The organism is Roseixanthobacter pseudopolyaromaticivorans (genome assembly GCF_043195145.2).
GTDB lineage: Bacteria > Pseudomonadota > Alphaproteobacteria > Rhizobiales > Xanthobacteraceae > NCEH01.
Genome location: NZ_CM195539.1, coordinates 2090088 through 2115188, shown reverse-complemented (window position 1 = coordinate 2115188; position 25101 = coordinate 2090088). Strand labels below are relative to the sequence as shown.

General features: G+C 66.7%; 26 protein-coding genes and 1 tRNA gene. 16 read left to right on the top strand and 11 right to left on the bottom strand.

From position 1 onward, the window contains the following. The first annotated feature begins 53 nt into the window (after positions 1–53). From V5F68_RS10190 to V5F68_RS10175, 4 genes are all read left to right on the top strand, one after another. Complete coding sequence (locus tag V5F68_RS10190; protein WP_394012427.1) at positions 54–947, top strand: LysR family transcriptional regulator; 894 nt, start codon at positions 54–56, stop codon at positions 945–947. 106 nt (positions 948–1053) lie between these two features. Further along, complete coding sequence (locus V5F68_RS10185) at positions 1054–1833, top strand: TatD family hydrolase (protein WP_394012426.1); 780 nt, start codon at positions 1054–1056, stop codon at positions 1831–1833. Positions 1834–1884: 51 nt separating this feature from the next. Next, complete coding sequence (locus V5F68_RS10180; protein ID WP_394012425.1) at positions 1885–2433, top strand: CoA-binding protein; 549 nt, start codon at positions 1885–1887, stop codon at positions 2431–2433. A gap of 106 nt (positions 2434–2539) precedes the next feature. After that, the gene (locus V5F68_RS10175) at positions 2540–3823 is read left to right on the top strand and encodes an O-acetylhomoserine aminocarboxypropyltransferase (RefSeq protein ID WP_394012424.1); all 1284 of its coding nucleotides are present in this window, start codon (positions 2540–2542) and stop codon (positions 3821–3823) included. Here V5F68_RS10175 and V5F68_RS10170 read toward each other — a convergent pair. Beyond that, entirely contained in the window at positions 3816–4718 is a 903-nt protein-coding gene (locus V5F68_RS10170) for a LysR family transcriptional regulator (RefSeq protein WP_394012423.1), read from the bottom strand. The genes V5F68_RS10175 and V5F68_RS10170 overlap by 8 nt on opposite strands. A 113-nt stretch (positions 4719–4831) precedes the next feature. Here V5F68_RS10170 and V5F68_RS10165 point away from each other — a divergent pair, with 113 nt between their 5' ends. Together V5F68_RS10165 and V5F68_RS10160 are read left to right on the top strand one after the other, a co-directional pair. Continuing rightward, entirely contained in the window at positions 4832–5245 is a 414-nt protein-coding gene (locus tag V5F68_RS10165) for a CidA/LrgA family protein (RefSeq protein ID WP_394012422.1), read from the top strand. Continuing rightward, positions 5238–5936, top strand: a complete 699-nt coding sequence (locus V5F68_RS10160; protein ID WP_394012421.1) for an LrgB family protein — start codon at positions 5238–5240, stop codon at positions 5934–5936. Before V5F68_RS10165 ends, V5F68_RS10160 begins: the two co-directional genes overlap by 8 nt. A 3-nt stretch (positions 5937–5939) precedes the next feature. On the opposite strand, the gene V5F68_RS10155 is transcribed toward V5F68_RS10160, so the two are convergent. After that, complete coding sequence (locus tag V5F68_RS10155; RefSeq protein ID WP_394012420.1) at positions 5940–7043, bottom strand: COX15/CtaA family protein; 1104 nt, start codon at positions 7041–7043, stop codon at positions 5940–5942. 129 nt (positions 7044–7172) lie between these two features. Here V5F68_RS10155 and V5F68_RS10150 point away from each other — a divergent pair, with 129 nt between their 5' ends. Further along, positions 7173–7385, top strand: a complete 213-nt coding sequence (locus tag V5F68_RS10150; RefSeq protein WP_348845205.1) for a DUF2842 domain-containing protein — start codon at positions 7173–7175, stop codon at positions 7383–7385. Between the two features lie 111 nt (positions 7386–7496). Here the strand turns inward: V5F68_RS10150 and V5F68_RS10145 are convergent, their stop codons facing one another. Together V5F68_RS10145 and V5F68_RS10140 are read right to left on the bottom strand one after the other, a co-directional pair. Then, the gene (locus tag V5F68_RS10145; protein WP_394012419.1) at positions 7497–8954 is read right to left on the bottom strand and encodes a hypothetical protein; all 1458 of its coding nucleotides are present in this window, start codon (positions 8952–8954) and stop codon (positions 7497–7499) included. A gap of 96 nt (positions 8955–9050) precedes the next feature. After that, on the bottom strand, positions 9051–9887 hold the full coding sequence (locus V5F68_RS10140) for an enoyl-CoA hydratase (protein WP_394012418.1): 837 nt from the start codon (positions 9885–9887) through the stop codon (positions 9051–9053). A gap of 91 nt (positions 9888–9978) precedes the next feature. Here V5F68_RS10140 and V5F68_RS10135 point away from each other — a divergent pair, with 91 nt between their 5' ends. The 4 genes from V5F68_RS10135 (at position 9979) to rpsI (ending at position 12226) form a co-directional block, all read left to right on the top strand. Continuing rightward, entirely contained in the window at positions 9979–10413 is a 435-nt protein-coding gene (locus V5F68_RS10135) for a PaaI family thioesterase (protein WP_394012417.1), read from the top strand. 84 nt (positions 10414–10497) lie between these two features. Then, the gene (locus V5F68_RS10130; protein ID WP_394012416.1) at positions 10498–11082 is read left to right on the top strand and encodes an NAD(P)H-dependent oxidoreductase; all 585 of its coding nucleotides are present in this window, start codon (positions 10498–10500) and stop codon (positions 11080–11082) included. 203 nt (positions 11083–11285) lie between these two features. Further along, positions 11286–11747 carry a 50S ribosomal protein L13 gene (rplM, locus tag V5F68_RS10125; protein WP_394012415.1) on the top strand — a complete coding sequence of 154 codons (462 nt, stop codon included), beginning with the start codon at positions 11286–11288 and terminating at the stop codon, positions 11745–11747. A gap of 2 nt (positions 11748–11749) precedes the next feature. Further along, entirely contained in the window at positions 11750–12226 is a 477-nt protein-coding gene (rpsI, locus tag V5F68_RS10120) for a 30S ribosomal protein S9 (RefSeq protein WP_348845211.1), read from the top strand. Positions 12227–12320: 94 nt separating this feature from the next. Here the strand turns inward: rpsI and V5F68_RS10115 are convergent, their stop codons facing one another. Then, positions 12321–12671, bottom strand: a complete 351-nt coding sequence (locus V5F68_RS10115) for a hypothetical protein (protein ID WP_394012414.1) — start codon at positions 12669–12671, stop codon at positions 12321–12323. Between the two features lie 127 nt (positions 12672–12798). On the opposite strand from V5F68_RS10115, the gene V5F68_RS10110 reads away from it, so the two are divergent. Next, positions 12799–13668: a histidine phosphatase family protein gene (locus V5F68_RS10110; RefSeq protein WP_394012413.1), complete on the top strand. Its 870-nt coding sequence runs from the start codon at positions 12799–12801 to the stop codon at positions 13666–13668. A 24-nt stretch (positions 13669–13692) separates the two neighbouring features. On the opposite strand, the gene V5F68_RS10105 is transcribed toward V5F68_RS10110, so the two are convergent. Beyond that, complete coding sequence (locus V5F68_RS10105; RefSeq protein WP_394012412.1) at positions 13693–14121, bottom strand: cupin domain-containing protein; 429 nt, start codon at positions 14119–14121, stop codon at positions 13693–13695. Positions 14122–14681: 560 nt separating this feature from the next. On the opposite strand from V5F68_RS10105, the gene V5F68_RS10100 reads away from it, so the two are divergent. Further along, the gene (locus V5F68_RS10100) at positions 14682–15875 is read left to right on the top strand and encodes a methyl-accepting chemotaxis protein (RefSeq protein ID WP_394012610.1); all 1194 of its coding nucleotides are present in this window, start codon (positions 14682–14684) and stop codon (positions 15873–15875) included. 251 nt (positions 15876–16126) lie between these two features. Then, the gene (locus tag V5F68_RS10095) at positions 16127–17398 is read left to right on the top strand and encodes a sensor domain-containing diguanylate cyclase (RefSeq protein ID WP_394012609.1); all 1272 of its coding nucleotides are present in this window, start codon (positions 16127–16129) and stop codon (positions 17396–17398) included. A gap of 49 nt (positions 17399–17447) precedes the next feature. Here V5F68_RS10095 and V5F68_RS10090 read toward each other — a convergent pair. Next, a tRNA-Lys gene (locus tag V5F68_RS10090) sits at positions 17448–17523 on the bottom strand. 155 nt (positions 17524–17678) lie between these two features. Here V5F68_RS10090 and V5F68_RS10085 point away from each other — a divergent pair. After that, positions 17679–18845, top strand: a complete 1167-nt coding sequence (locus V5F68_RS10085; protein WP_394012411.1) for a M20 aminoacylase family protein — start codon at positions 17679–17681, stop codon at positions 18843–18845. 39 nt (positions 18846–18884) lie between these two features. Here V5F68_RS10085 and V5F68_RS10080 read toward each other — a convergent pair whose 3' ends face one another. Continuing rightward, the gene (locus V5F68_RS10080; protein ID WP_394012410.1) at positions 18885–19163 is read right to left on the bottom strand and encodes a sulfurtransferase TusA family protein; all 279 of its coding nucleotides are present in this window, start codon (positions 19161–19163) and stop codon (positions 18885–18887) included. Further along, positions 19160–20575: a glutamate--tRNA ligase gene (gene gltX / locus V5F68_RS10075; RefSeq protein WP_394012409.1), complete on the bottom strand. Its 1416-nt coding sequence runs from the start codon at positions 20573–20575 to the stop codon at positions 19160–19162. Before gltX ends, V5F68_RS10080 begins: the two co-directional genes overlap by 4 nt. A gap of 127 nt (positions 20576–20702) precedes the next feature. On the opposite strand from gltX, the gene V5F68_RS10070 reads away from it, so the two are divergent. Next, positions 20703–22994 (top strand): ComEC/Rec2 family competence protein, encoded by a 2292-nt coding sequence (locus tag V5F68_RS10070; protein WP_394012408.1) that lies wholly within the window; start codon positions 20703–20705, stop codon positions 22992–22994. Between the two features lie 28 nt (positions 22995–23022). On the opposite strand, the gene lexA is transcribed toward V5F68_RS10070, so the two are convergent. Next, entirely contained in the window at positions 23023–23742 is a 720-nt protein-coding gene (lexA, locus tag V5F68_RS10065) for a transcriptional repressor LexA (protein ID WP_348845220.1), read from the bottom strand. Positions 23743–23879: 137 nt separating this feature from the next. Further along, positions 23880–25091 carry a molybdopterin molybdotransferase MoeA gene (locus V5F68_RS10060; protein WP_394012407.1) on the bottom strand — a complete coding sequence of 404 codons (1212 nt, stop codon included), beginning with the start codon at positions 25089–25091 and terminating at the stop codon, positions 23880–23882. Between the last annotated feature and the right edge of the window lie 10 nt (positions 25092–25101).

Here is a 25101-nt window from a genome sequence, read left to right as displayed (position 1 = left end):
GCGGCTAGCATTAGGCGCTGGCCATCTGCGCGAAAATTCCCGAAAACTGCGCAATGGCCGCTCATTTTCGCACAGATCTCGATTGGGACCAGCTTCGCGTGTTCGCCGCCCTCGCGCGGCACGGCAGCCTTTCGGCGGCGGCGCGCGTGCTGGGGGTCAATCACAGCACGGTTTCGCGCAATGTCGCCGGGTTGGAAGCGGCCATCGGCGCGCCGCTGCTGGTGCGCAATGCCAACGGCTACGATCTGACCGAACCGGGCCGCCGCGCGCTCGATGTTGCGATGGCGATGGAGCGGGCGGCCCTGGCCCTGCTGGAGCAAGCGCCGCACGACGCCTATGCCGGGCGGGTGCGCGTGACGGCGACGGCGAGCCTTGCGGAGGTGTTCCTGCTGCCGCATCTCGCGGCGCTCCAGGCCCAGCATCCGGCGCTCGATCTCGAGCTGATCGCCAACCGGCGCTCGGTGAGCCTCCAACGCCACGAAGCCGACATCGCGCTGCGCCTCGCCCGCCCATTGGATGGCGACCTTCTGGCGCGCCGGGCCTGCGGCGTCGGGCTCGCTTTCTATGCGACGCAGGCGTGGCACGCCCGCATCCAGCGGGGGGAGGCGCCCCATTTCGTCGGCTTCGACGAGGCGGCGGGCACGCTGCCGGAGGCGCTCTGGCTCGCGCGGCAATATCCGCGCGCGCGATTCTCCTTTCGCACCAACAGCCAGGCGGGGCAGGCGCAGGCGGCTGCGGCGGGGTGCGGCATCGCGCTGCTGCCGCATTTCCTCGCCGCCGGCCATCCGGGCCTCACGGTTCTCGAGATGCCGCACCGCCCGCCGGCCCGCGAATTGTGGCTGCTCACGCGCGCCGATGCCCGTGCCGACGCCCGCTTTCGCCTGGTCGCCGATGCGCTGCTCGATCTGTTCCGGCGGGAGCGAACCCTGTTCGAGGGCGAGGGCTAGGCATTTATTCGCCAGCCGCTGCGTGGCCGAAGGGTGTCGGCAAGCGGCGCTCGACGCGGTGGCGCCGAATGCCTATGTGAGGGGCGTGTTGTGAAGGCCCTTATTCATGCTCGTCGATAGCCACTGCCATCTCGATTTCCCCGATTTCGCCGAGGAACTGCCCGCCGTCGTGGCGCGGGCGCGCGAAGCCGGCGTTTCCCATCTCGTCACCATCTCCACCCGCGTGAAGCGCTTCGACCAGATCCGCGCCATCGCCGAGCGGTTCGACAATGTCTTCTGCTCGGTGGGCACCCATCCCCATCAGGCGGCGGAAGAGCCGGACGTGACGACGGCGGACCTCGTGGCGCTCTCGGCGCATCCCAAGGTGGTGGCGATCGGCGAGGTTGGGCTCGATTATCATTATGACAAGAGCCCGCGGGACGCGCAGGCCCACGGCTTCCACACCCATATCGCCGCCGCGCGCGAAACCGGCCTGCCGCTGGTGATCCACGCCCGCGAGGCGGACGACGATGTGGCCGCGATCTTGGAGGCGGAGAGTGCGAAGGGCGCGTTTCCCTTCCTGCTGCATTGCTACACCGGCGGGGCGGACCTCGCGCACCGGGCGGTGGCGCTTGGCGGCTATGTCTCCTTCTCCGGCGTCATCACCTTCAAGAACAGCGCCACCCTGCGCGAGCTTGCCGCCGCGCTCCCGGCCGAGCGGCTGCTGGTGGAGACCGACGCGCCGTTCCTCGCGCCGACGCCCCATCGCGGCAAGCGCAACGAACCCTCCTTCGTGCGCGAGACCGCCACGGTGCTCGCCGCCGCCCGCGGCACCACGCTGGAGGAGATCGCCGCGCGCACCACGCAGAATTTCTTCACCTTGTTCTCGAAGGCGCGGCGCGCCTGAGCCATTCTGCCTTTAAGCAAGGCGCGGGACGCGCGGCAGGGGACCATCCTCATGAATCACGATCGCTATGATGACGCCTATATCCGCGACATCCTGAGCACCTGCCGCACCATCGCCGTCGTCGGCGCGAGCCCCAACCCGGCGCGCCCGTCCTTCTTCGTGGCGAAATATCTCTCCGAGCGCGGGTTCGAGGTCTATCCCATCAATCCCGGGCAGGTCGGCAAAGAGCTTGCGGGCCGCCCGTTCTATGGCCGGCTCGCGGACGTGCCGGTGCCCATCGACATGGTGGACGTGTTCCGCGCCCCGGCCTTCGTGCCCTCGGTGCTCGACGAGGCGCTCGCGCTTTCGCCGCTGCCCAAGGTGCTGTGGCTGCAACTGGGCGTGCGTCATGACGAGTCCGCCGCGCGGGCCGAGGCCGCCGGGCTCAAGGTGGTGATGGATCGCTGCCCGAAGATCGAATACGGGCGGCTCTCGGGCGAGATCGGCTGGACCGGGGTCAACAGCCGCACCATTTCCTCAAAGCGTCCGCAACGCCTGGGAAGCGGGGTTCAGCGCCTGTCGTTGTCGCGCACGCCGAAGCCGCCGGCCGACGCACAATAACCCATGCGTCACTGTGGGAATGAGTAAACAACATTTTTTTGATGCACGAACTAGAATATAACATGAAGGCCACGGCATAATGCCGGGGACTCGGAGGAGACCAGCCATGACCGACCGCGAACCGGGCTTCGCCACCCTCGCCATCCATGCGGGCGCTCAGCCCGACCCGACCACGGGTGCGCGGGCGACGCCGATCTACCAGACCACCTCGTTCGTGTTCGATGATGTGGATCATGCGGCGGCGCTGTTCGGCCTCCAGACCTTCGGCAACATCTACACCCGCATCGGCAATCCCACGAACGCGGTGCTTGAAGAGCGCGTGGCGGCGCTGGAGGGCGGCACGGCCGCGCTCGCGGTGGCGTCCGGCCATGCGGCGCAGTTGCTGGTGTTCCAGACCATGCTCTCGCCGGGGGATGAATTTGTCGCCTCACGTAAGCTCTACGGCGGCTCCATCAACCAATTCACCCATGCCTTCAAGAGCTTCGGCTGGAATGTTGCGTGGGCGGATCCGGACGATATTTCCTCGTTCGAGCGCGCCATCACGCCCAAGACCAAGGCCATCTTCACCGAATCCATCGCCAATCCGGGCGGCGTGGTGACCGACATTGCCGCGATTTCCCAGATCGCCAAGGCCGCCGGCCTGCCGCTGATCGTCGATAACACGCTGGCGACGCCCTATCTGTGGCGCCCCATCGAGCATGGCGCGGACATCGTCATCCATTCCGCCACCAAGTTCCTGGGCGGGCACGGCAATTCCATCGGCGGCGTGATTGTGGACGCGGGCACCTTCAATTGGTCCGCCACCGACCGCTATCCCTTCCTCTCCAAGCCGCGGCCGGAATACCAGGGCATCGTGCTGCACGAGACGTTTGGCAATTTCGCTTTCGCCATCGCCGCGCGGGTGCTTGGCCTGCGCGATCTCGGCCCGGCGCTCTCGCCGTTCAACGCCTTTCTCATCCTCACCGGCATCGAGACGCTCACCCTGCGCATGAAGCAGCACAGCGAGAATGCGCTGGCGGTTGCGAAATTCCTGGCCGCGCATCCCGCGGTGGAATGGGTGAGCTATCCCGGCCTGCCGGAGGACAAATATCACGCGCTTGCCCGCAAATACCTGCCCAAGGGCGCCGGCGCCGTGTTCACGTTCGGCCTCAAGGGTGGCTATGAGGCGGGCGTGAAGCTCGTTTCCCACGTGGAGCTGTTCTCGCACCTTGCGAACATCGGCGACACGCGCTCGCTCATCATCCATCCCGCCTCCACCACCCATCGCCAGCTGTCCGATGAGGCGAAGGTGGCGGCCGGGGCGGGGCCGGAGGTGGTGCGCCTTTCCGTCGGCATCGAGGACGTGGCCGACATCATCGCCGACCTGCAACAGGCCCTGGCGGTCAGCTGACCGTCATTTCGCCCGCCTCGCCATAATATTCCCGCGCCAGCGCGAGCCAGGCGCGGGCGGCGTGGGAGAGATAGGCCCGCCGGCGCCAGATCAGCGCCATGTACCAGTCCGTGCTCGGCTCATTCAGCGGCACCAGCGCCACCGAGGGGTGGTGCCGCTGCTCGGCGATGGTGCGCGGCAGGAACCCGATGCCGAGCCCGGCGCCCACCAGCGCCACGATGAAGTCGATCTGCCCCGAGCGGGCGATGATGGTGGGCGAGACACCGGCGCGCTCGCAGGCATCGAGAATCACCTGGTTGAGCGCGAATCCGCTCTCGAACAGGATGAAGGGCAGGGCCGCGAGGTCGGGAAAGGTGACGCTCGGCGCGTGCGCCAGCGGGTCGCCCTCGGGCATCAGCACCACCAGCGGCTCCAGGCGCACCGGCTGTGCCGCGAACTCCTCCTTCACTGGAAGAAGAGAGCCCGCCAGCTCCACTTCGCCCGCCAACAGAATCTCTTCCAGCCGTTTGCTGCCCTGTTCCACGAGGCGAATCTCAATGCCGGGATAGCGGCTGCGAAACTGCGCGAACAAAGGCGCAAAGAGCGTTGAACTGCCGAGCGGCGGCAGGCCAAGGCGCAGGATTCCGGTCTTCAACCCGCGCAATTCGTCGAGTTCGGTGGTCAGGTCCTCGCGCTCCGCCAGCATGGTGAGCGCGCGGCGATAGACGATCTCGCCGGCGGCGGTGAGTTCGCTGCGATGGCCGAGCCGGTCCAGCAGGACCACGCCCAATTCCTCCTCCAGATGCTTCACCGCCTTGCTGACCGTGGACTGGGTGGCGAACACGGTCTTGGCGGCCTGGGAGAAGCCGCCCTGGCGGACCACCTCGACGAAGGCACGCAGGGTGCGAAGCTCCATGGTACGTCATTCCGATTTGGACTGGACAGAATTCATTCAATTCATTTTACGAATATCGCGACGCACCCTAATCTCCAAATACATTCTCCTGCTTCTGTTTGTGGACCTCTCCCATGTCCGGGATCCTGACCCGCCTCCGCCTTATGCTGCGCCGCACACGTGTGCTCCAGATCCTCGTCCTGCTCGGTTTTTGGCTGGCGGGGGATACGCTGGTGCGCTGGCTGCATCTGCCGCTGCCCGGCGGCGTGGTGGGCATGGGGCTGCTGCTGGTGCTTCTCGGGACCGGCGTGCTGCGGGCGGCGAACGTGCGCCTGGGTGCCTATTGGTTGCTGGCGGAAATGCTGCTGTTCTTCGTGCCCGCCGCCATGGCGGTGATGGACCACGGCGAATTCGTTGGCACGCTGGGCCTGAAGATCGCCGCCGTCATCCTCGTCGGCACCGTGGCCGTCATGGGCACGACCGCCCTGATCGTGGATTTCGCCTATCGCTTCAGCCTGCGCCATGGCGGGGAAGCCGGACATGCCTGAGTCCGGCTCCCTGTTCTGGCTGTTCTTCTGGCCGGTGGCGACGATCGCGCTCTATGCCTCGGTGCGCCTGCTGAACCGCAGGTTCGGCCACTGGTTCACCGCGCCGCTGCTTCTGACGCCGGTGCTGATCCTGGGCCTGACCGCCCTGCTGCATACCAATTATGCCGATTATCTGCGCGGCACCCATTGGCTGCTGCTGATGCTCGGGCCGGCGACGGTGGCGTTCGCAATCCCCATCTATGAGCAGCGCGTCACCATTCGCCGCCATTGGCCGGTGCTGCTGGTGGGCGTTCTCGCCGGCAGCACCATCGCCCTCGGCTCGGCCTGGGCGCTCGCCAATCTCTTGGGACTGCCGGACGTGCTTGGCCGCAGCCTCATGCCGCGCTCCACCACCACTCCGTTTGCCATGAGCATGTCGGGCGAGATCGGCGGCATTCCCGATTTGACCGCCATGTTCGTGGTGGTCACCGGCATCTGCGGAGCCACCCTCGGCGAGGTCATGCTGAAATGGCTGCCGCTGCGCTCCACATTGGCGCGCGGCGCGCTGTTCGGCATGGGTGCCCATGGCGCGGGCGTCGCAAAGGCGCATCAGATCGGGCGCGAGGAAGGCTCCATCGCCGGTCTGGTGATGATCCTGGCCGGCTTCGTGAACCTGTTGCTTGGGCCACTGGTGGCGATCGCCCTGCGCTGATCCTCAGGCCCGCGCCGGTTGCGCGGGCAATGCGGCGGGTACGATCGCCCGTCCGCTGCGCGCGACATCGCTGGCGTGCAGCGTCGCCGCGATCAGCACCACGGCGGCGCCGAACTGGTGGGTCAGCGCGATATCCATCGGCACCACGAACACCAGCGTGAGAATGCCCAGCAGCGCCTGGCAGCACACCAGCGCGAACACGCCCCAGGCCTCGCGCGCCACCCAGCCGCCGAACCGGCGCGCGTTGAGCGCATGCAGCAGCGCCGCCGCGAGGATCGTATAGGCGATCATGCGGTGGACGAACTGCACCGTCAGCACATTCTCGAACAGATTGCGCCATGCCGGATCGAGCGCGCCGAGCTGCGCGGCGGCGGGAATGAAATGTCCGTCGATCAGCGGCCAGGTGTTGAAGGTGAAGCCCGCGTCCAGTCCCGCCACCAGCCCGCCGGCGAAGATCTGCAGCAGCACCAGCGCCACCAGCACCAGCGATCCCGTGCGCAGGGGCGCGGGCACCTTGTCCCTCGCCGCGCCCGTAAGGCTGCGCGCCACCGCGACGATGGCGGCAAGGATGATGCAGGCGAGCGTCAGATGCACCGCCAGCCGGTATTGGCTCACCGATGTGCGGGCGGCGAGGCCCGAGGCCACCATCCACCAGCCCACCGCGCCCTGAAGGCCGCCGAGCACGAACAGGCCGAGGCATTTGACCAGCAGCGGGCCCCGCAGCACGCCGCGCACGGCGAAATAGAGGAAGGGCAGGAGGAAGGCGAAGCCGATCAGGCGGCCCAGCAGGCGATGGCCCCATTCCCACCAGAAGATGCGCTTGAAGCCTTCCAGCCCCATGCCCTTGTTGAGGATCTCATATTGGGGAATCGCTTTGTATTTCTCGAACTCCGCCTGCCAGTCGGCCTGCGAGAGCGGCGGCAGGACGCCGGTGACGGGCTTCCATTCGGTGATCGACAGGCCGGATTCGGTTAGGCGCGTGGCGCCGCCCACGACGATCATCAGCACGATCAGCGCGGCGACCGCATAAAGCCACAGGCGAACCGCCCGGTATCCCTGGCCGGCCGAAGCCTCGGCGGAAACGATCGCGCTGCGATCCTGCGGCATCTGAACGTGCTCCAGAATATGGCCCTCCCACGCGATCCGATATACAGCGGCTCACACGGGTGCAAGACGGCGCGGCGTCGCTGCCCTTAGGGCGGCTGGCCTGCACGCAGGACAACAGAGGAGGGCGCGATGCCCATGCGTTTGCGCAAGTTCATCGGCACCGTGCTGATGCTGATCCTGGTGGTGGTGTGGGCACTGGGGGCGATGGCCATCGCCCAGGGCCGCGTCACCGAGCTGCCCTGGGCGTGGCAGACCGTGTCCTACGTGCTGCTGGGATCGCTCTGGATCGTGCCCGCCGCTTTCCTGATCCGCTGGATGGAGCGGCCCGACAAGAAGGTGTGACGCCGGCTAATCAATTGCGATTCGCGTGATGCCTGACTTTAGTATATCAACATAACTCATTATAAAATCAGGTGAATCTAAATATTGTAGGCCTGACGTTCCGCTGAAACTTCAGGCGGCGGGCGCAAGGCGATGCGGGCGGGCTTCGCGCTTCGGCCGCACCGCTTCCGCCTCCTGGACCGGACGGGCCGGGGCGGAAGCGGGCACATCGGCATCGGCGAGGCGCAGCATCACCACGTCGTTGAACCCGGTGGAGGCGAGCGCGGCATAGGCTTCCACCCCCGAGCCCACGGGCGCGCCCATGTCCTCGATGCAGATCAGCAGCGGCTGAAGCGCGGCGAGGGCGGCCGCATCGGCCAGATGCGGCGCGGCGGGTGCGGCGACGATCACGCAATCATAGGTCTGGCGCAGCGAGCGCAGGATGAGCGCCAGTCGATCCGCGGTCGCGACACTGCCGCCGCCCCGTGCGCCGCGGCCCGGCGGAATAATGTGGGCGCGCGAGACGAGGTCCCGATGGATGGTCTCGCCGAATCCGGCGACACCGAACAGCATCTCGGTGACTCCGGCCGCCCAGGGATCTTGAACCAGCCCCTCCAGCGCCGGCGCATCGCCGTCGAGGGCCACCAGCGCCACTTGCGTCTCCCCAAGCGAGAGCGCCCGCGCCAGGGCAACCGCACAGGAGGCGGAGCGGGCGAAAGGGGTGTCGGCGGTCAGCACCACGAGATGACCGGCATCCGCCGGGCGGGCGCACAGGTCTTCGAGGATCTGGAGCAGGCGGGCGAGCGCCTCGTCCTGCGTCATGCCGCGTCCGGCGCCCGCGTCCACCCAGGCCACGCTGCGCCCGTCGGTGAGCTGAACCGGCAGGCTCGCGGCTTGTGTCCCATCGAGCGCCGGCGAATGCTGGCGCCCGAAGCGCAGGGCGATGCCGCCAAGGGCCAGCGCTCCGGCCGCCAGCAACGCGAGGCGCAGGGGCGAGGGCAGGTCCGGCATCGCCGGTGTCACGGCGGCGGCAGCGAGGCGCATCGGCGGCGTCGCGGCGTGGGCGGCTGCCGGCCCGTCCTGGTCGGCCCGCACTTCCGCATCGAGATGAACGAACGCATCCGCATAGGTCTGCACCACCCGCGCGGCGAGGTCCGCACGCGTGGTGGTGAAGGAGAGTTCCAGCACCCGCCCGCCAAAACGCGGCGTCACCGCGAGCCCCGCGACCAGCGCTGCCCCGCCAATATCGGCGGGCGCGCGGGGTGCGTCTGCGGAGAGCCAGCGTGTCAGCGAAAAGGCGCGGCTTCCCGCCAGGGCGGAGCGGTCCGCCGGATCGAGGCGGGCGAACACGTCCTGCGCCATCTCGCGGGCGCCGAGCACCTGCATGACGCCGCGCACGCTGGCGGCGGGCGGCTGGGAGGCGACATCGAACGACAGGGAGGCGCTGGCCGTATAGCGCAGCGGCAGCAGCAGGAGCGCCGCTGCCAGAAGCAGGGCGATGGCGGCGCACACGCGCACGCGGCGCGTTTGAACCCCAAGCCTTTCGGCATCGGGATCGCAGAGCGTTTCGCGGCCCAGGCTGTCGGTCATCGCGCCTTCCTTCGCCGCCGGCATCATGCCAGCCAGGACACTAGGAAAGCCCTTTATGGTTTAGGGAACGTAAAGGACGGCGAGATCGATGCGATCTCACCGATCCTCCCAATGGGGCGGGCGCTTGTCCAGCACGGCGGAAATGCCTTCGTCCGCGTCGCGCGCCAGCATGTTCGTGGTCATCACCTGGGAGGCGAAGGCATAGGCATTGTCCAGGGTCATTTCCGACTGGGCGTAGAAGGCGGCCTTGCCCAGCTTCACCGGAACCTGCGATTTTGCCGCGATGCGCAAGGCAAGGTCGCGCGCCGCGGGCACCGCCTCGCCATCGGCCACCACCCGGTTCACCAGACCCATGCGGTGGGCTTCCTCCGCCTCCACCCATTCGCCGAGCAGCAGCATTTCCAGCGCGTGCTTGCGCGAGACGGCGCGCGACAGGGCAACCATCGGGGTATGGCAGAACAGGCCGATATTGACGCCGGGCGTGCAGAAGCGCGCCTTGGCCCCGGCCACCGCCAGATCGCAGCTCGCCACCAATTGGCACCCGGCCGCCGTGGCCATGCCGTCCACCGCCGCGATCACCGGCTGGGGCAGGCGGACGATGGCGGTCATCAGCGCCGCGCAACGCCGCAGCACCTGGTCGTAATAATGCCGGCCACGATCCTCGTCCCCGCGATGGGCCTGGATTTCCTTCAGATCATGGCCGGCGGAAAACACCGGGCCCTGCGCCGCCAGCACCACGGCGCGCACGGCGGGATCCACCGAAATGTCGGTCAGCGTTTCCGAGAGCGCCGTCATCATGGCTTCGGAGAGGCTGTTGCGGCTCACGGGTCGGTTGAGCGTGACCAGCGCGACGCCGTCGGCATCGCTGCGCAGCACCGCCGGCTCCACCGGAGTCTCAAGGGCGGCTGCAACTGGGGATGCGGCAGAAGACATGTCATCTCCCTCGCGCGCTTCGCGCGCTTTGATCTTTTGTCAGGCTACTCTAAGCAAAGCGCGCGCGGGAAGCGAGATGCGGGAGGACGCAATGGGGAATGGTGAAGTGCGGATGTCGCCGGACGACCTGGAGGCATTTCTGCACGCGGAATTCCCCCAGGCGTTCGGCCCGGGCAAGGGGCACAAGGTGATCGCCACCGGCCCCATGACGGCGACTGTGCAGCTGGAGGCGGGCGACGACCATTTGCGGCCCGGCGGCACGGTGTCCGGCCCGGCGCTGATGGCGCTGTCCGATGTTGCAGTCTATGCCGCGCTGCTGGCACAGATCGGCCCGGTGGCGCTGGCGGTGACGACCAATCTTTCCATCAACTTCCTGCGCAAGCCGGCGCCCGGCCCGATCCTGGCGGACGCGCGCATCATCAAGCTGGGCAAGCGCCTCGCGGTGGGTGATGTCGCGCTTCACAGCCCCGGCAGCGCGGAGCTTGTCGCCCATTGCGTGGCGACCTATTCCATTCCGGCACGATAGGCCCCTTCCGCAACGGCGCGCCCTGATCCGGATCAATGCGATTTTCCCTCCGGTCCCGCACGGTGTGCGCGAGGGAAAAACGCCATGGGAAAAGCCGTCCTCATCATTCAGGGGCATCCGGATCCGCACGGTGGGCATCTCTGCCACGCCCTCGCGGATGCCTATGCGCGCGGCGCGCGTGCCGCCGGCCACGATGTGGCACGGGTCGAGGTGGCGGCGCTCGATTTCTCGCTGATGCGCACCCAGGCGGATTTCGAGACCGGCACCATGCCGCATGATCTGCTTCCCGCGCGCGACGCGCTGCTCGCGGCCAATCATGTGGTGCTGCTGTTTCCCCTTTGGCTCGGCACCATGCCGGCCTTGCTGAAGGCGTTCCTGGAGCAGCTGATGCGCCCCGGCTTCGCCTTCATCCAGGCCGGCCCCGGATTTCCCCATAAGTTGCTCGGCGGGCGCTCGGCGCGGGTGATCGTGACCATGGGCATGCCGGCGCTGATCTATCGCTGGTATTTCTTCGCCCACGGCGTGCTCGGGCTGGAGCGCAACATCCTGGATTTCGTCGGCATCGCCCCGGTGCGCCACAGCCTCTTCGGCGAGGTGGATGTGGTAACGGCTGAACAGCGCTCCCGCTGGCTGCGGCAGGTGGAGGCGCTCGGACGGGAGGCGCGTTAAGCGCGATCGGGTGGTTTATCGCGCCAGAAAAGCGGCTTGGTTTGTGGTGCTATAACACCATTTTAATAAGCTATTGAAAATCAACAGTAAATCGGGGCCTTGTCGCGTTGACGCTGCGCCGGCTCTGGGTTACAAGCCCCATCCATTGCCGGAGGCCTTGCGATCTTTCGTGGGGACCGGCTTTCTCATTCGGAAACCGATCCATGAAGACGTATTCGGCCAAGCCTGCCGAAATCGAAAAGAAATGGGTGGTGATCGACGCGACCGGCCTCGTCGTTGGCCGTCTCGCCACCATCATCGCCATGCGCCTGAAGGGCAAGCACCTTCCGCTCTACACCCCCCACGTTGATTGCGGCGACAATGTCGTCGTGGTGAACGCGGAAAAGGCGGTGCTGACCGGCCGCAAGCGCGAGCAGAAGGTCTATTACCACCACACCGGCTTCCCGGGTGGCATCAAGGAGCGCACCGCCAAGTTCCTGCTGGAAGGCCGCTTCCCCGAGCGCGTCATCGAGAAGGCCGTGGAGCGCATGCTCGCTCGTGGCCCGCTCGGCCGCAAGATCATGGGCAACCTGCGTGTATACAAGGGCGCCGCTCATCCCCATGAGGCGCAGCAGCCGGTGGCCCTCGACGTGGCCGCGCTCAACCGCAAGAATGTGAGGAACTGATCATGGCTGAGGTTCTTCAGTCCCTCGACGCGCTCGATTCCCGCCAGGGCGGAATCGAAGAGGCGCCCGTCCACGTCCAGAAGCTGGACAAGTTCGGCCGCGCTTATGCCACCGGCAAGCGCAAGGACGCGGTCGCCCGCGTCTGGATCCGTCCCGGCACCGGCAAGATCACGGTCAATGACCGCGACGTGGTGGTTTATTTCGCCCGTCCCGTGCTGCGGCTGATGATCAACCAGCCCTTCCAGGCCGCGGCCCGTGAAGAGCAGTATGACGTGGTCTGCACCGTTTCCGGCGGCGGCCTCTCCGGCCAGGCCGGCGCGCTGCGCCACGGCATCTCCCGCGCGCTCACCTATTATGAGCCCGAGCTGCGCAGCCCCCTCAAGAAGGGCGGCTTCCTGACCCGCGACAGCCGCGTGGTCGAGCGCAAGAAGTACGGCCGCGCCAAGGCTCGCCGCAGCTTCCAGTTCTCGAAGCGCTGATTTTTCCCCCATTCGGGGATCAAACGAAAAAGGCGGCGGGGTTTCCCCGCCGCCTTTTTTGTGTCTCGCTCCAGGAGCCGGGGCGGAACGCCCCTCAGAAGCTCGGCGTATCGCCGGGCAGGGGGCTCCACTGGCCGTTGTCGGTCGGATCGCCGGGAGGCGAGGAGCCCATGTATCCGTCGAGATTCGGCGGGAAGACATAATCCTCGTTGCGATCGTCGCCGAGGCCCACGTCCGGCTTGATGGCCGCGCCCGGGCCGGGGTCGAGATAGCTGCCCTGCGGAATGACCGGCAGGTGGATCACGTTGGGATTGTGCGGCTGGATGGTGATGTGCGGCGGGTTCGCGGAGCTTTGAGCCGCGGCATGATCGGCCACCGCCGCGACCATCGCGACGCCGAGCGTGCAGATGGCGACGCCTCCGACCCAAGACCAGACCTTCTGCATGGTACCCCCCGACAATGGCGTTGCTTCGCATAGGCGAGGGCGGAGACATTGGCAAGCGATCGCCGGGGCATGGCGAATGCCGCGACTTTTGCTAAGGTCCGGCGGTACCGTTGGCAGGGGATGTCTCATGGCCGCGTTTTGCTTCTCGCGCCTCGCTTTTCGCAGCCTTTTAACCTTTGCCCTCGCAGGCGCTGGATTTTTCGCGACGCTGCCGGCGAGCGCTGCGCCCGCGCGCATCATCATTCTGCGTCACGGCGAAAAGCAGGATGCCTACCGGCTGTGCCGGGTGGGCAATCAACGCGCCCAGGCGCTGGCCGCGCAGTATCTCGGGAAGGGGGCCGCGAACAGCCTGTTCCCGGCGGGCGAGGCGCCGGCCGCTATCATCGCCGTGACGCTGCACACCATGGAACTCGCCGCGCCTGCCGCCGCTACCTGGGCGCTGCCGGTGGTGATGTACACCGCGCTTCCCGAAGCCCGCACCAATCCGCGCAAAAAACAGGATCGCGCCGTCTCCGCGCCCCCCGCTCCCGCTCCGGCCGCCGCCGCGCCGCCGGCTGCCGATGCATCGGCGGAGGCTAAGCCGAAGAAGGCGCGCAATCCCGCCAAGGTCGCCCGCAAGAGCGAGTTCACCCAGATCGTCACGACCCGCACCCGGCAGGCCGTGAATGACGTGATGAGCGATCCGCGCTTCACGGGCAAGACGGTGGTGATGGTGTGGGAACACGATCATATCGCCGATGCGGATCTGGAAGCCGCCAACCCCGGGCAGGATGTAACGCTGCGCCAATTGCTGCACCTCGGCGCGCTGCCGGATGTCCCGGCGAGCTGGCCCTGGGCGACCTATGATTATTTCTGGATCGTGGATTTCGGCGCCGACGGCAAGCCGACCCGATTCACCATGCAGCGGCAGGTGTTCGACGGCGCGTTCTCCAACCTGCCGTCGAACGAATGGGGCGCGCCGAACGGCATGACCGCGCAAACCGGCTGCGTGCTCTAGCCGCCGCGCGCGGTTCGGCCTCGGCTATTGCTTGATGATCGTGCTCTTGGCGCCGTCGGGCAGGGTATCCACCACCAGCAGACGGACCGCCTCCGGTCCGTCGTTCACAGCGAAGTGCCATTGGTCGATCACCTCGAAGATGGCGTCCCCCGGCTTGTAGGTGAGCGTCAGCGCCGTCGCTTCCATCGTTACGGACAATGTCCCCGCCAGCACATAGGCGAAGCGCGGGTAGGGGTGCTTGTGGGCCGGGAGGCGGGCGCCCGGCGCAATCACATATTCCGAAAACGTCACGCGGGCGTCTCCGGGCGGAAAGCGGATCGGCTGGCCGGACGCGGTCGTGGTCGAGGACGCGATCGGCTTTACCACGACCGGCGGCTCGCCCCGCGCCGGCGCGATCCCCGACGCGATCAGCGCGGCGATGCCAAGTGAAATGACGATTGACCGATGTGCCATGGCGTTCCTCGAGTCGCGGTTCTGAGCGCACCGTTTTTTCCCGCGCCGGGCCCCCTCGAGCCGGACCGATAAGACCAGGCGCATCGGGCACGGCACGCTTTTGTGCCCCTATAGCGCACATATTTGGCGGGCGCGTCGGCAAAGTCAGCCAGACACAAGCCTTCAAATGGATTTTGCGGCGGTGCCGTCATCCTACCCCAACATGGCAAATTGGTCATCGTCGGTGGCTGCAGGGGACCAGGGCAGAAGGAAATGCAATGTCCATCGCGCAAGTTATCGCCATGCCACGCAAGACAGGCTCCAGCTTTCCGGGGATGGAGTTCCTAGACGACCTGCCCTTCGCCATCATGCTGTGCGACCCGACGACCTGCATCATTCAATATGCGAACGGGAAATCCCGCGAATTGCTGCAGGAAATCGAGCATGTCCTGCATGTTTCGCCCGATGCGGTCGTCGGCGCTTCTCTTGATGTCTTTCACCAGCACCCCGGGCAGGCGCGCCGGATCGTGCAGGACCCGAGCAAGCTGCCTTACAAGACGGTCATCCGCGCCGGCAATGAGATGCTCGACCTGACCATCAACGCGATCCTGGATGCGCGCGGCAAATATCGTTACGCGCAGCTCACCTGGAATCGGGTGACGCAGATCCTCGAGGAGAAGCACAAGACCGAGCATCTGCTGCGGATGCTCGACGAGCTGCCCATCAACGTGATGACCTGCGAAAAGGATGGGCTGAAGATCAATTATGCCAACCGGGCCAGCCTCGATACGCTGCGGCGCATCGAGAAGCATCTGCCTATTCAGGCGGATGATCTGGTCGGCACCTCGATCGATATCTTCCACAAGCATCCGGCGCACCAGCGCGCGCTGCTCGCGGATCCGAAGAACCTGCCGCATTCCGCGAAGATTCGCGTCGGACCGGAGACGCTTCAGCTGCGCGTTTCCGCCTCGCACAATTCGGAAGGGACTTATGTCGGCCCGATCCTGACCTGGTCGGTGATCACCAAGAGCATCGCGGTCGCAGCGGGCGTCACCGAGGTGGTCGAAGGCCTGCGGCAGACCGCCACCAGCATGAGCCAGGAAAGCGACACGCTGCTGGAGCTGAGCGAAGGCTCGGAGAGCGCGGCCGCGTCCGTCAGCGCCGCCGCCGTGGAAATGGCTGCTTCGTTTGACGAAATCTCGAAGCAGATTCAGCATGCCGCGACCATGTCGCGCGATGCCGCCGACCGCAGCAGCTCGGCCGACAACCTGGTTCGCGGGCTGGCAGACAGCGTCGGGCGCATCGGCGCCGTCACCGCCTTGATCGAGAAGATCGCCGCTCAGACCAATCTGCTCGCCCTCAATGCCACCATCGAGGCGGCGCGCGTGGGAGAGGCCGGAAAGGGATTTGCGATCGTCGCGCAGGAGGTGAAGGCGCTGGCCGTGCAGACCGCCAACGCCACCAAGGATATCCGCGCACAGGTGGAGGCGGTGCAGGCTACCAGCACGGATGCCGCCGTTGCGGTCAGCGACATCTCGAGCAATGTCGGACAGGTCAGCCAGGTGTTCATCGCGCTGGCAGCCGGCGTCCAGGAACAGGTCGCCACCACTCATTCGGTGAGCCAGATGATCACCCAGGTTTCCGGCAAGGCGAAGGACATCCGCTCGGGAGCGGTGCAGGCGCGCAGTGTTGCTTCGGAGGTGTCGCATTTCGCCGAGCGCCTGAACGGAGAAATGGCCGCTCTGCTCGAGGATTCATCCGCCTCCTCGCGGTGATATTTTGAAGCGCGCGTGATCAGACATAAAGTCCGGGCGAAGCTAAAATCGATTTTATACTTTTATCCTTGCCCGGATGTCTCTGAAATAAATTCGGAGAAAAGTGGAAAAATCTGAAACAGCGTGCAGTTTCAAGACATACTTTGAACGTCTCCCCACCACTATCGAAATACCATCACGAAAGAAGCGCTTGTTCCCCGGAGGCAGATCGACCTAATATTGAATTCAGCGAGAATTTTCAGAGTCCACCCGTGTCTGACGAGAACAGTTATTTCTTTATATCAACATTGCTGGACACTATAGATATAGCAGTATGTCTTTTTGATTCAGAAGATCGTACGATTTTTTGGAATCGCGCGTTTACACGATTTTTTCCGGAACATGAGGGGCACGTCTATTCCGGCGAACCCTATCGGGAAAACCTGCGTCGATTCTATGCCGGCAGATTACCGGCGGACGAGATGCCGAACATAGAGCGCTATATTGACGAGGGCGTGGATCGTCATCGCAATCAATCGCGCCCCTTCGTCTTTACGCACAATGGCCGCCGCCTGCGCGTGGCATCTCTCCAGACGCCGGACGGCAGCCGCATTCGAATCTGGCACGACCTCGCCGACGAGACAGGCCGGCCGCCGGAGCCGGTGGCCTGGAACGAATTTCCCATCGATCTGCTGGATTATATCGCCGACGGCGCGATGGTGCTGGACCAGAACGACAAGATCATCGCCATCAACAGCGAGTTCCGGGCGCTCTATGACATCGCGCCGGACGAATCGGTCGTCGGGCTGACGCTGATCGACATCGTGAAGCGCGCCTGGGTTAAGGCGGGCACGGTGGGCCGGGCCGTTGAGGTGGCCGTGCTCGACAATATTCGTTTCGCCGGTGCGCCGTTCGAGGTGGAGCTTCCGGGTGGACGCTGGCGCCGGGTCATCGCGCGGCGCACCGCCAGTGGCATCGGCTATTTCACGCATTCCGACATCACGGTGCTCAAGCGCGCCCTGGCCGACCTCTCCGCGATGGCGGCCACCGATGGGCTCACCGGGCTGCCGAACCGCCGGCGATTCGACGCCGCGCTCGAGGAAGCCTGGCACCGCTGTTGCCGCGAGCGCGCGGCGATTTCGCTGCTGCTCGTCGACATCGATCATTTCAAGTCGGTGAACGATCGCTTCGGCCACGTGGTCGGCGACAATTGCCTGCGCCGTACCGCCTTGATCGTCCAGGGCGCGGTACGCCAATCGATCGATCTTGCAGCGCGTTTCGGCGGGGAGGAATTCGCGGTGCTGCTGCCGAATTCCACACAGGAGGGCGCGGTCACCGTCGGCCGGCGCATCCGTGCCTCCATGGCCCATGAGCCGTGGACCGAAATCCATCCCTATCTGAAGTCCGTCACCGCGAGCATCGGCGTATGCTCCGCCGGCAATGCTGCGGATCTCACCGTTGCGGATTTCATGCGCCACGCCGACGAGGCGCTCTATCGCGCCAAGAACGGCGGCCGCGACCGGCTCGAACTCCACGTCGTCTAGAACGACGGTCGTGCCGAACTGGCGATGCGGAACCGTTAAATTGTGATGGTGGTGAGCCCGTCGGGATTCGAACCCGAGACCCCATGATTAAAAGTCACGTGCTCTACCGGCTGAGCTACGGGCTCACTGGGCATGGGTGTTAGGCCGCGCGGGCCGCAGGGTCAAGGTGGCTAAGGGAAACTGCCTGTGCGCGGCGGTGCTCGGGCGCCCTATTACCGCGTTGCGGTATTGACCGCATCCCGCGCCCGCGCGCACCATCCGGCCGAGAGGGAGGCTCTTCATGCCCGTCATCAACCGTCTCGCCGAAGCGGCGGACGAAATCACCGCCTGGCGCCAGAAACTCCATGAAACACCGGAGCTGCAATACGATTTGCCCGTGACCTCGGCGTTCGTGGCCGAGCAATTGCAGGCGTTCGGCTGCGATGAGGTGGTCACGGGGATCGGCCGCACCGGCGTTGTGGGCGTGATCCGCGGCAATGGCGGGGCGGGGCGCACCATCGCGCTGCGGGCGGATATGGATGCCTTGCCGATTCTGGAGCGCACCGGCGCCGTCTATGCGTCCAAGACGCCGGGAAAGATGCACGCCTGCGGCCACGACGGGCACACCGCCATGCTGCTGGGCGCCGCCCGGCACTTGGCTGAAACGCGCAACTTTGCCGGCACCGCCATCATGGTGTTCCAGCCCGCGGAAGAAGGCGGAGCAGGCGGCCGCGCGATGGTGCAGGACGGGCTGATGGAGCGGTTCGGCATCGACGAGGTTTACGGCATGCACAATCTGCCGGGCCTGCCGGTGGGCTGCTTCGGCATCCGCGAGGGGGCCATCATGGCCTCCGCCGACCATGTCGAGATCACCATCGAGGGCAAGGGGTCCCACGCCGCAAAGCCCCATGAGGGGGTGGACGTGGTGCTGACCGGCGCCTCCATCGTCACCGCCTTGCAGCAGGTGGTCGCGCGCAATTTGGACCCGTTGGATTCGGGCGTGGTGTCCATCGCCATGTTCCACGCCGGCGATGCGGACAATGTTCTGCCGCCGAGCGCGCAGCTCACGGGCACTTTGCGCAGCCTCTCGCCCGCCGTGCGCCTGCAATTGCGCGAGCGGGTGCAACAGATTGCGGAAGGCATCGCCGGGGCGTTCGGCGCCGAGGCCAAGGTGCGGTTCGTCGAGGGTTATCCCGTCACCATGAACCATCCGGCCCAGGCCGCCTTCGCGCAAAAGGTGGCGGAAGAGGTCGCCGGCGCGCCGCAGGTTAATGGCGCCGCCCCGCCGCTCATGGCGGCCGAGGATTTCGCCTATATGCTGGAAGCACGGCCCGGCGCCTATATTTTCGTGGGCAACGGGCCGAGCGCCGGCCTGCACCATCCGGCCTATGATTTCGCCGATGCGGCGATCCCGTTCGGGGCGTCCTATTGGGTGCGCCTGGTGGAAACCGCGCTGCGGGCGGCGTGAGCGGTGGCGCTGCCGCCTTCCCCGGTCACTTCGCCCCGGTCACTTCGCCTTGCGCAGGCGGAATTCGAGCACCCCGGCTTCCACCGTGCGCCCTTCGAACATATCGCCCGTCTGCTGGGCGATATGGGGAATGTCGATGACCGACATCGGGTCGGTGCAGGTCACGATCAGCAGGGTTCCCGGCGCGAGGGTCGCCAGCGCCTTGCGGGTGCGCAAGGCGGGTAGGGGGCATTTCAGCCCCTGGAGGTCCAGATGCACCTCGCACGGGCCAGCCTGCGGCTCCTCCACCGGCGATTTGCGCGGGAACGGGCCGATCACGCGGCCTGCTCCTTGAGCCGGGCGAGGCTTTCTTCGCGCCCGAGCACCGAGAGAACGTCGAAAATGGGCGGCGAGGTGGTGCGCCCGGTCAGGGCGGCCCGCAGCGGCTGGGCGACCGCCCCGAGCTTGACGCCGGCCGTCTCCGCATAAGCGCGCACCACCGCTTCCGTCGCCGGCACGGTCCACTCGGCAGCGGCAAGCGCCGGCAGGAGTGCACCAAGATGGGCGCGCGCCTCCCCCGTGAGCAGGGCGCTTGCCTTCTCTTCCAGCGGCAGGGGGCGTTCGGCGAAGATGAAGCCGGCATTGTCCAGCAATTCCACCAGCGTCTTCGCCCGCTCCTTCAGGCCGGGCATGGCGGCGCGCAGCTGCGCCTTGTGCTCCGGCGTCATCTTGGCCAGCCGCTCCGCGCCATCCGGCAGATAGGGGATGAGGGCCATGACCGCATCGAACAATTCATCGTCCGTGCTCGCGCGGATGTAATGCCCGTTGATGTTTTCCAGCTTCTGGAAATCGAACCGCGCGGCCGAGCGGCCCACATGGTCGAGATCGAACAAAGCGATCATTTCCGCGGTGGAGAACATCTCCTGGTCGCCATGGCTCCAGCCGAGGCGCACCAGATAATTGCGCAATGCCGCCGGCAGGTACCCCATGGCCCGGTAGGCATCGACCCCGAGCGCGCCGTGCCGCTTGGACAGCTTGGCGCCGTCCGGCCCGTGGATGAGGGGAATATGGGCCATTTCGGGCACCGGCCAGCCGAGCGCGCGATAGATCTGAGTCTGCCGCGCGGCATTGGTCAGGTGGTCGTCGCCGCGGATGATGTGGGTGACGCCCATGTCATGGTCGTCCACCACCACGGCCAGCATGTAGGTGGGGGTGCCGTCGGAGCGCAGCAGGACGAGATCGTCCAGGTCCTTGTTGGGGAAGGTGACGGTGCCCTGCACCAGATCGTGGATTACGGTCTCGCCATCCTGCGGCGCGCGCAAGCGGATCACCGGCTTGCGATCCTTCGGCGCCTCGGAGGGGTCGCGATCGCGCCAGCGGCCGTCATAGCGCGGCGGGCGGCCCTCCTTGCGGGCGGTCTCGCGCATCTCCTCCAGCTCTTCCGCCGTGGCATAGCAGGGATAGGCATTTCCCAGCGCCACCATCTGCGCCACCGCTTCCTGGTGCCGCGCGACGCGGGCGAACTGATAGACCGTGTCTCCGTCCCATTCGATGCCGAGCCAGGTCAGGCCGTCGAGGATCGCGTCGATGGCTTCCTTCGTGGAGCGCTGGCGGTCCGTATCCTCGATGCGCAGCAGCATCTTGCCGCCCTTGGCGCGGGCATAGAGCCAGTTGAACAGGGCGGTGCGGGCGCCGCCGATGTGCAGGAAGCCCGTGGGAGAAGGAGCAAAGCGCGTAACGATCTCTGACATGAAGGTCCGCCGAAAAGGGGTCTGGAGCGGGGCGGGCGTGCCGCCGGGATGCTGTGTGCACCGCCGGCATATGGCGCGCGGGCGGCGCCCGTGTAGCATAGGCGCGCGCGTTGGGGAACGCGGGGGCATGGCGGGCACATCAAACACTGGCGAGGAGGACCCGCCGCGCACGGAGATGCGCGGCGCGCGCGCTGCTGTCTGGGGCGCGGCGCAGGCTCTGCCGCGTCCGCGTCCGTTCGGTGCTCTGGGCGATCTGCGGGAACGCCTGCTGGCGGGTCTTGCCGCAGACATCCGCGCCGAGGCGGAGGCGGGGCGGCTGGTGTTGTGGCTGCCGGTGCTGTTCGCCGCCGGCATCCTGCTGTATTTCGGCGCCGATCAGGAGCCCTCCCTCCTCGCCGGCCTCCTGCTGACGGCGGCGCTGCTGGCCGCGACGCTGGCGGCGCGGGCGCACGTGTTTTCCTTCGCCGTGCTCGCGGGCGCGACGGCTCTTGCCTGCGGCTTCACCCTGGCATGTCTCCAGACCGCCCGTATCACGCGGCCGATCCTGATCCCGCCGGCGGGCAGCGTGCGGCTGACCGGATTTGTGGAGCACCTCGAGAAGCGGGCGAGCGCTGACCGCATCCTCCTGCGCGTCGAGACGGCGCAGGCCAAGGGGCTGGATTTCAAGCCCGAGCGGGTGCGCCTTTCGCTGCCGCGCGGTTCGGCACCGACGGTGGGCACCGGCATCGCAGTTTCCGCGCGCCTTCTGCCCCCGCTTGGGCCGGCGATGGTCGGCGCTCACGATTTTGGGCGCGCGCCCTGGTTCGCGGGGATCGATGCGGTGGGCTTTGCCCTCGGCCCGCCAAAGACGACAAACCTCGCGCAGGCCCCGCCGCTCTCGGTGCGCGTTGCCTCGCTGGTCCACACGGTGCGGGTCGCGCTCGCCGCGCGCATCCGCCTGGTGTTGAGCGGCACCGCCGCCGATATTGCCGTGGCGCTCGTGACGGGCGATCGTTCCTCCATCGCGCCGGCGGTGGAGGAGAGCATGCGCCTGTCCGGCCTCACCCACGTGCTGTCGATCTCGGGGCTGCACATGGCGCTGGTGGCTGGAACGCTGTTCGCGCTGGTGCGCGGGCTGCTGGCGCTGTTCCCGCCCTTGGCGCTCGGCGCGCCGGTTAAATCCCTGGCTGCGCTCTGCGCGCTGATCGGCAGCGCGCTTTATCTCGTCCTGTCGGGCAACGATGTCGCCGCGCAGCGCTCGTTCCTCATGCTGGGCCTAGTGTTGTTGGGCGTGATCGTCGGACGCGCCGCACTGACTTTGCGCAGCGTCGCGGTGGCGGCGGTGCTGGTGCTCGCGGCGGCGCCGATTTCAGTGCTCGACCCCGGCATGCAGATGTCGTTTGCCGCCACGCTCGCTCTGGTGGCCGCGTTCGAGCGGCTGCGGCCGTTGCGCCTCGGATGGACGGCCGAGGGTCGCGTCGCGCATGTCGCGCTCAAAGCGGCGCTGTTCGTGGGCGGCCTTGCGATGACCTCCCTTGTCGCCGGTCTTGCCACCGCGCCTTACGGAGCCCTGCATTTCCAGCGCATCGGAGCCTATGGCCTGCTTTCGAATCTCGCGGCCATGCCGGCCGTGAGCTTCCTGGTGATGCCGTTCGGCCTGCTCGGGGTGCTGCTGCTGCCGTTCGGCCTGGATTCGTTAGCATGGCCGGTCATGGGGCTCGGCCTCGACATCATGGTGGGGGTTTCGGACAAGGTGGCCGCACTGCCGGGTGCGGGCCTGCGGACCGACTGGTTCAACCCGCCCTCGGTTCTCGCGGCGAGCCTTGCCCTGCTGTGCCTGTGCTTGCTGCGCGGGCGGCTTGCGGCAATCGCCGTCTTCCCGGCGCTGGTGGCTCTCGCGCTCGGTGGCGCGGCGCCACGGCCGGACATTCTTATCGCACCGAACGGGCGCACGGTGGCGGTGCGTGGCGGCGACGGCAAGCTCTCGATCCTCGGGGCCAGCTCGAACCGGATGGTGGCAGAGCAATGGCTCAGCCGCGAGAGCGATACGCGCACGGCGCAATCCGAGGGGTTGGAGAATGCCTTTCGCTGCGACCCGCTGGGCTGCACGGCAACGACGCCCGGCGGCATCCTCGCCGTCTCACGCCGGCCGGAGGGGCTGGAGGCGGATTGCCTCAACGCGGCGCTCGTCGTGACCCCACACCCCGCTCCCAGGAAATGCCCGGCGAAGGTGATTACACCTGCCGACATGGCCCATACCGGCACGCTTGCGCTGTTCAGGGCCCCAGACGTACCGTCGTCCCCGGCGGGATGGCGCATCGTTCCGGCGCGCTCTCCCCGTCAGCAACGCCCGTGGATGCCGCCTTTGCCTCCGGTGGCCGCCGAGGGCGAGGAGGGACCGGGCGCTGCCGGACAGATGCAGGACGACGCCGCGCGCTGACGATCGAAATCGGCAGGGCTGCCCGCCCTCAATAGCGGCGCATCAGCCCGACCAGCCGGCCCTGCACCCGCACGCGGTCAGGTCCGAAAATCCGGGTCTCATAGGCGGGATTTGCCGCTTCCAGCGCGATGGAAGCGCCTTTCTTGCGCAGGCGCTTCAATGTGGCTTCCTCGTCATCCACCAGGGCGACGATGATGTCGCCCGTCTCGGCGCTGTCGCATTTGCGTATCAGCACGGTGTCGCCGTCCAGAATGCCGGCCTCGATCATGCTGTCGCCGCGCACTTCCAACGCGAAGTGCTCGCCCGTGCCCAGCATTTCCGGCGGCACGTTCAAGGTGTGGCTGCGGGTTTGGATTGCGGAAATGGGAGAGCCGGCGGCGATGCGGCCCATGACCGGCACGGTCACGGTGGGCGAACTCTCCTCGTCCTCCACCGGCGGGCGTACGCGGCCGAGGCTGCCTTCGATCACACTGGGGGAAAAGCCGCGCCCGCCTGAGGATGCGGCGCGGCTCGCGGCGAGGCCGGGGGCGGCGCTGTCCGGCAGGCGAACCACTTCCAGCGCCCGAGCGCGATTGGGAAGACGGCGGATGAAGCCGCGCTCTTCCAGGGCCGTGATCAGCCGATGAATGCCCGACTTGGAGCGAAGGTCGAGGGCTTCCTTCATCTCGTCGAAGGAGGGCGGGACGCCGGTTTCCTTCAGGCGTTCATGGATGAAACGCAACAGATCGTATTGCTTGCGCGTCAGCATGGTCTCACCCGTCCCCATCCCGCTTCCGGTTCGGCAGCGATGACCCGCAGGAGATCACCAAAACCGAAACAAATCATGAACAAGCATTAGCTGTTCCTTTTGTGTTCTGCAAGGGTGAACATCGCGTTAACGGTATTTCAGGAGGGCAATTGCAGGATCTGGCAGGGGTCCCCGATCGCGCCGGCCGGCGCAAAGGCGGGGCGGATCAACAGGCAATCGGCCGTGGCAAGGGTGGTCAGCATGGCGCTGTCCTGGATCGGCAGCGGGTTTGCAACCAATGCTCCGTCGGGCGCGAACGACAGGGTCGCGCGCATATAATCGACGCGGGAATCGTTGGCCTTCACCGGGCAGCCAAGACGCGCCGCGCGCAAAGGCTGGCCATGGGCGGCACCCTGGAGCGCATTCAACAGGGGAATCAGGAACAGCACGGCGCCGACATAGGCGGAAACCGGATTGCCCGGCAGGCCAAGCACGCGCATGCCCTCGCGCGCACCGAACATCAGCGGCTTTCCGGGCCGCAGCGCGATCCGATGGACGGTGAGCGTCACGCCCTCGCTCCGCAGGGCCGGCACGATCAGGTCATGCTCGCCAACAGATGCCCCGCCGGAGGTGACCAGCACGTCTATTCCCGATTCGGCGGCCGAGCGGATGGCGGCGCGGGTGGCCTCCAGCGAATCGCCGACGAGCCCCAGATCTACGGCTTCGGCACCGTGTGCACGGGCGAGGGCGGCGACGCCGTAGACATTTGAAACGACGACCTCGGAGAGGGCGCCGCTGCCTTGGCCCGGACGAACCAGTTCATCCCCGGTTTGCAGGATGCCCACCTTGGGGCGCGCATGGACGCGCAGAACGGGATGGTCCGCTGCGGCCGCCAGCATCACGTCGCGGTCGCTCAGGCGTCGCCCGGCGGGCAGGATCAGGCTGTCGGCGGGAAAATCGAACCCGGCCTTGCGCACGTTGCGCAAAGGCGCGGTGGGTGCGGTGGTGGTGAGAAAGTCACCGTCCCGCTCCACATTCTCTTGGATCACCACCGTGTCCGCGCCCGCGGGCAGCAGGGCGCCGGTGAAGATGCGAACCGCTTCGCCGGTCGCAATCGCTCCGGGAAACGGGCGCCCGGCGGCGGATTCCCCGATCACCCGCAAGGTTGCGGGAACATGCGCGATGTCTGAAGCCGCCACCGCATATCCGTCCATGGCGGACATGTCGGCCGCCGGTTGGCTTCGGCGGGCCCACAGATCGGCGGCGAGCACGCGGCCCGTCGCCTCGGCGACTGGCACGGACTGCGCAGACAGGGGCACGACGCCGGCCACCACGAGCGCGAGGGCCTCTTCCACCGGCATCAATGCCATGTCGCCTGCT